Here is a 3,791-nt window from a genome sequence, read left to right on the forward strand (position 1 = left end):
GTCGGGATCAGGAAGGGAGCGCATGAGGCGGACAAAATCATTCGCCCGTTCGCGTGTTGCAAAGTGATTGCCGCTCATCTTTTCAAGCGTTTCATCCCCTTTCTCTGTAGCTTTATTCGTTGCACTTTTCTCCTTTGTATCAGGGCTCCAGTTTTCAAAATGCTGTACTCCGTTTGTCTGTTTCTTATACTTTCCCATCAATCATACCCCTGTAACACCGCGCTGCTTTCCCGCGTACTCCGTGAATACGGCATCCCAGCCCGCTTCTTTTTTGCAGCGTCAATCAATTTTCTCACCACCCCTTCAAGCGCATCCGGGCCGTCTTTATATTCCCCGTCAGGATATTGCAGAAGCTCATCTATCAATTCTTTTTGATCCGCATCTTGTTTATAAAACCGGATGATACCGTTTTCTATCGGAGCTGAAAGCGTCGCTTCAATGCGGGTATCTTTATTGATTGTCGCCGTTTCAGGACGGTACGGAATGTAATAGCCTTCCTGCTCTGCCTTCATATCAAGCACGGTTGCAAGCATTGCCTGTCCGCCGTTATCTTCAAAAAACATATACGACGGATTCCACGCTTGATAGATCATATACATTCCGTCAACCATCCGCTGAATGCTTTCTTTGCGGATACGCGCTTTTAAGATGTAGATAATCCCTTCATTCGTGATACCGGCACAAACAGTTGCTTTAAAACAGTGTTTTTCTTCCTGTTTAACGCTTGGATCAGTCCACGAAAAAACGTAAGCAAAGCGCACCGCTGCGAGTTCTTCCGGTTGATAGCCACGGATGTGTTCTTCCTTAAAAATGCGCTCATCAAGGGCTATCGGAATTAAAAGAAATTCCTGCCCGTATGCAAGCGAGCCGATGGTACGTTTCAGACGCTTTAACCGGTCGGCAGGAAAGAATGTCGGCCATGCCGGTTTCCCGCGCACTTCTGCAGGGAACTTATATGTTTTAACCGCCTCTATTTCATCGCTACCTTTCTCTAGCGTTGCCGCAACGCACTGCGTATTCAGAGGGGTGGCGACAATGATGCATGAATAATTTGCAGCTAAAGCAGGAATTAAATCCTGCATAATCCATTCAACGGATTCTTTTACAAACTTCCGTGACTTTGCCCGCTTTCTATTTTGAATATCATCAAGTCTGACATAATCGGGGCGGGCTGCTCCATGCACAAACCCGCGGGGGTCTTGTCCGATTGAAACGGCAACCACGCCGATAGTGCTTCCTTTTTTACCGGGGATATTAACCGAAAAGTCTCCCATTGCAGGACGCTTTCCTTCCGGAATAAATTCTCCAAAGTCATTTTTAAGCCGCTGATTGTACATCAGTTCCAATAGGATGCGGCCGGTAAAGCGTTCTGATTTTTCTTCCGTATAGCTTGAAAAAAGCATAAATTTCCGTCTGCCGTACGCAATCTCGTGTATCGGATCAAGTAAGGTAAAAAAGGTCGATTTTCCTGAACCGCGGAATGCTTGCAGTAAAATCGGCTCTTTTTCGGTAAGTCTGATTTTTTCCCACTCTTTGTGAAACTTTGCCCCTTCACTTGCAACGTATTCGGGAAAATAGAGCTGAGCAAATTCCCACACTGAATCAGCGCATTTCTTTTTTCGCGCCTCTTTTGCTTTTTCGCTATTATCAACAAACAGCGGGCGGGATAGAATTTCTTCTTTGAGCTTATTCCATTCTTTTTCAAGTTCCCGCGCGGTTTTAATATCCCGAATCATAATAAGCCTTTTTTCGTGCTGTACTCGGAAAGTGCTTGATAAATGCTTTCCCAATGCGGCTCCATTTTCGTTTTTAACTCAGGTTCATTTTCATACAGCCATCGGTCGGCTATTTTGATAAGGTCAAGTGCGACACCCATATACTGGCTGCGGTTATCGAGCTTTTGTAAAACGCTTACATGCTTTGCAATCGCATCGGCTATTTTCCCATCGGAAAGAAGATCGGGACTTTGCTTTATTTTTACCACCCACTGCTTTAAGGCTTCTGCATACATGGCGACTAATTCGCGCGGACTCATATTATACACCCGCCGCGCAGTATCCCAATCGCTCGTTTCCCCTAAGGCTGCGGCTTCTGCTTTCCAGCGGTATATGGTGCCTTCGCTCACTTCCAATTCCGCAGCAATTTGAACGCAGGATTTTCCTTCCTTTACATAAAGCCGCTCAGCCTCCGCACGTCTTTCATCTTTTGCCATACCGCTTCTAGCCCTTTTTAATTTCCTTGCGCAATTCCCGAATGTCATCTTTCATATCTTTAAAGCCGTTGTTTATCGTTGCATTCAGATTATCCAGCAGCTTGAATATTTGCTCCTGCGACACTTCAAGTTTGCCGATACGTTCACTGTGTACATTCAGTAAGCCATACAATTCCGTGTACCTTCTCTCACCTGATAAACGGTCTTCATCAACCCGCTTTTGCATCAGCACCAGTAATTCATCGGAACGCTTTATTGCTTTCGCTAACTCATCCTTTGAAGAAAGGGTTTTAATATGTTCCTCTTGCGCTTTGTTTGTTTCGACACTGTCGTTTATTTTCTGTTTCAACCCGCCAACAGCGATAAATACGCCGCCGACGGTTATCAGCATTCCAACGAGTGTACCAATAAGAGATATAATAACCGTCCCGCTCATTCTTCTTTTTCCTCCCAAAATGCAATAATGACTTCAAGTCGCGTGACATATTCTCTCATTGCGATAATATTGCGCTCAAGAGCACGGTATGCCTCATACGAAAGCCAGAGGCCGCCGTCTTTATCCTTAAAAACCACCGGCTCCATTATAGGAGCAGGCGGTTTTGTAGGTGCAATGTTTTTTAATACCGCATCAATGTCCGCATTACTCGGCGCTTTTGTTGTCGTGCATCCGGTCTGAAAAAAGACTGTTGGCACGAGTAACAAGATCAGCATCATCAGTATCGATAAGAGCCTGCCTTTTTTCATCTGATTCCTCCGTAATTTTTTTATCCTTATCTTGTGCTTCTTGTAAGCGTTCTGCTCTTTTACGAACCGCTTCAAAAGCGCCGCTTAATCGCTGTACTTCCGTTTTTACTCTTTTTAATTTTTTGAGCGTAACCGTAAGCAAGAGTACAAGCACTGCGATAACGCCTAACAACGCTAAAAGAATATAAAGGGGTGTCATGCCTCATCTCCGGATAGTTCACCTGTTTCATTGAGTTCAGGCGACTGTTCACCGGTTACAATTTTATTTGCTTCAACGCCCGAGACAAGTCCGCCGATCACGATAATAAAACCGACACCAAATGATAAATAAAGTGAGTTCATGTCCCGTTCAAAGATGCTTGAAATGATAAACGCTTCGATAAGCAGCAAAGCAAAAATAATAAGGGCTATGATGTAACGGTGCCGGTTCATATTTTTATACCGTCCCGCCGGAAGCTCTTTTGTTTTATGCAGCATCGTAAGAATATCGATACCAAGAAATGTCCCCAGCACTCCGGTAAACGTTCCGGCGATTGCCGTAACCGTCAGAGAATCCGTTACGAAAAACACCATCGCGGCTACAAACAGCGCTGCGAATAAAAGCCATGCAATTTGTGATTTTTTTGTCGTCATAGTAATACCTCCAGATAAGCGCCATCAGGATACACCTTTTCAGGTAAAGGGAAGGAAAATCCGTACAAGGCGTATCCTCAATGTACGCTTACGGTATACTATAACCGGTTGTATTATGACTAATCAAAGAAACTATTTGAAAAAAATAGGATTATATGTTGATGGTAAAAGAGTATTATGTGGAGGGGGAATGCACAGGCGG

General features: G+C 44.4%; 7 protein-coding genes. All 7 read right to left on the reverse strand.

Annotation, left to right across the window (positions count from 1 at the left end):
• On the reverse strand, positions 1 to 198 hold a 198-nt coding region (locus HGH47_RS11955; RefSeq protein ID WP_432912616.1), incomplete at its 3' end, for a hypothetical protein.
• On the reverse strand, positions 198 to 1,736 hold the full coding sequence (locus HGH47_RS11960) for a hypothetical protein (RefSeq protein WP_432912619.1): 1,539 nt from the start codon (positions 1,734 to 1,736) through the stop codon (positions 198 to 200). The genes HGH47_RS11960 and HGH47_RS11955, both read right to left, overlap by 1 nt.
• Positions 1,733 to 2,212, reverse strand: a complete 480-nt coding sequence (locus tag HGH47_RS11965; protein ID WP_432912621.1) for a DUF1804 family protein — start codon at positions 2,210 to 2,212, stop codon at positions 1,733 to 1,735. Before HGH47_RS11965 ends, HGH47_RS11960 begins: the two co-directional genes overlap by 4 nt.
• Before the next feature lie 7 nt (positions 2,213 to 2,219).
• Complete coding sequence (locus HGH47_RS11970) at positions 2,220 to 2,648, reverse strand: hypothetical protein (RefSeq protein ID WP_432912624.1); 429 nt, start codon at positions 2,646 to 2,648, stop codon at positions 2,220 to 2,222.
• The gene (locus tag HGH47_RS11975) at positions 2,645 to 2,956 is read right to left on the reverse strand and encodes a hypothetical protein (RefSeq protein ID WP_432912627.1); all 312 of its coding nucleotides are present in this window, start codon (positions 2,954 to 2,956) and stop codon (positions 2,645 to 2,647) included. The genes HGH47_RS11970 and HGH47_RS11975 overlap by 4 nt, the downstream gene beginning before the upstream one ends.
• Entirely contained in the window at positions 2,853 to 3,155 is a 303-nt protein-coding gene (locus tag HGH47_RS11980; protein WP_432912629.1) for a hypothetical protein, read from the reverse strand. The genes HGH47_RS11975 and HGH47_RS11980 overlap by 104 nt, the downstream gene beginning before the upstream one ends.
• On the reverse strand, positions 3,152 to 3,589 hold the full coding sequence (locus HGH47_RS11985; RefSeq protein WP_432912632.1) for a hypothetical protein: 438 nt from the start codon (positions 3,587 to 3,589) through the stop codon (positions 3,152 to 3,154). Before HGH47_RS11985 ends, HGH47_RS11980 begins: the two co-directional genes overlap by 4 nt.
• Positions 3,590 to 3,791 lie beyond the last annotated feature (202 nt).

It is taken from the genome of Treponema sp. OMZ 805, from assembly GCF_050937395.1.
In the GTDB taxonomy this organism is placed as follows: Bacteria; Spirochaetota; Spirochaetia; order Treponematales; family Treponemataceae; genus Treponema.

Coding starts and splice junctions, on each gene's coding strand:
- HGH47_RS11970 (WP_432912624.1), bottom strand. CDS start 2,648: ATGAGCGGGACGGTTATTATATCTCTTATTGGTACACTCGTTGGAATG.
- HGH47_RS11980 (WP_432912629.1), bottom strand. CDS start 3,155: ATGACACCCCTTTATATTCTTTTAGCGTTGTTAGGCGTTATCGCAGTG.
- HGH47_RS11975 (WP_432912627.1), bottom strand. CDS start 2,956: ATGAAAAAAGGCAGGCTCTTATCGATACTGATGATGCTGATCTTGTTA.
- HGH47_RS11965 (WP_432912621.1), bottom strand. CDS start 2,212: ATGGCAAAAGATGAAAGACGTGCGGAGGCTGAGCGGCTTTATGTAAAG.
- HGH47_RS11960 (WP_432912619.1), bottom strand. CDS start 1,736: ATGATTCGGGATATTAAAACCGCGCGGGAACTTGAAAAAGAATGGAAT.
- HGH47_RS11985 (WP_432912632.1), bottom strand. CDS start 3,589: ATGACGACAAAAAAATCACAAATTGCATGGCTTTTATTCGCAGCGCTG.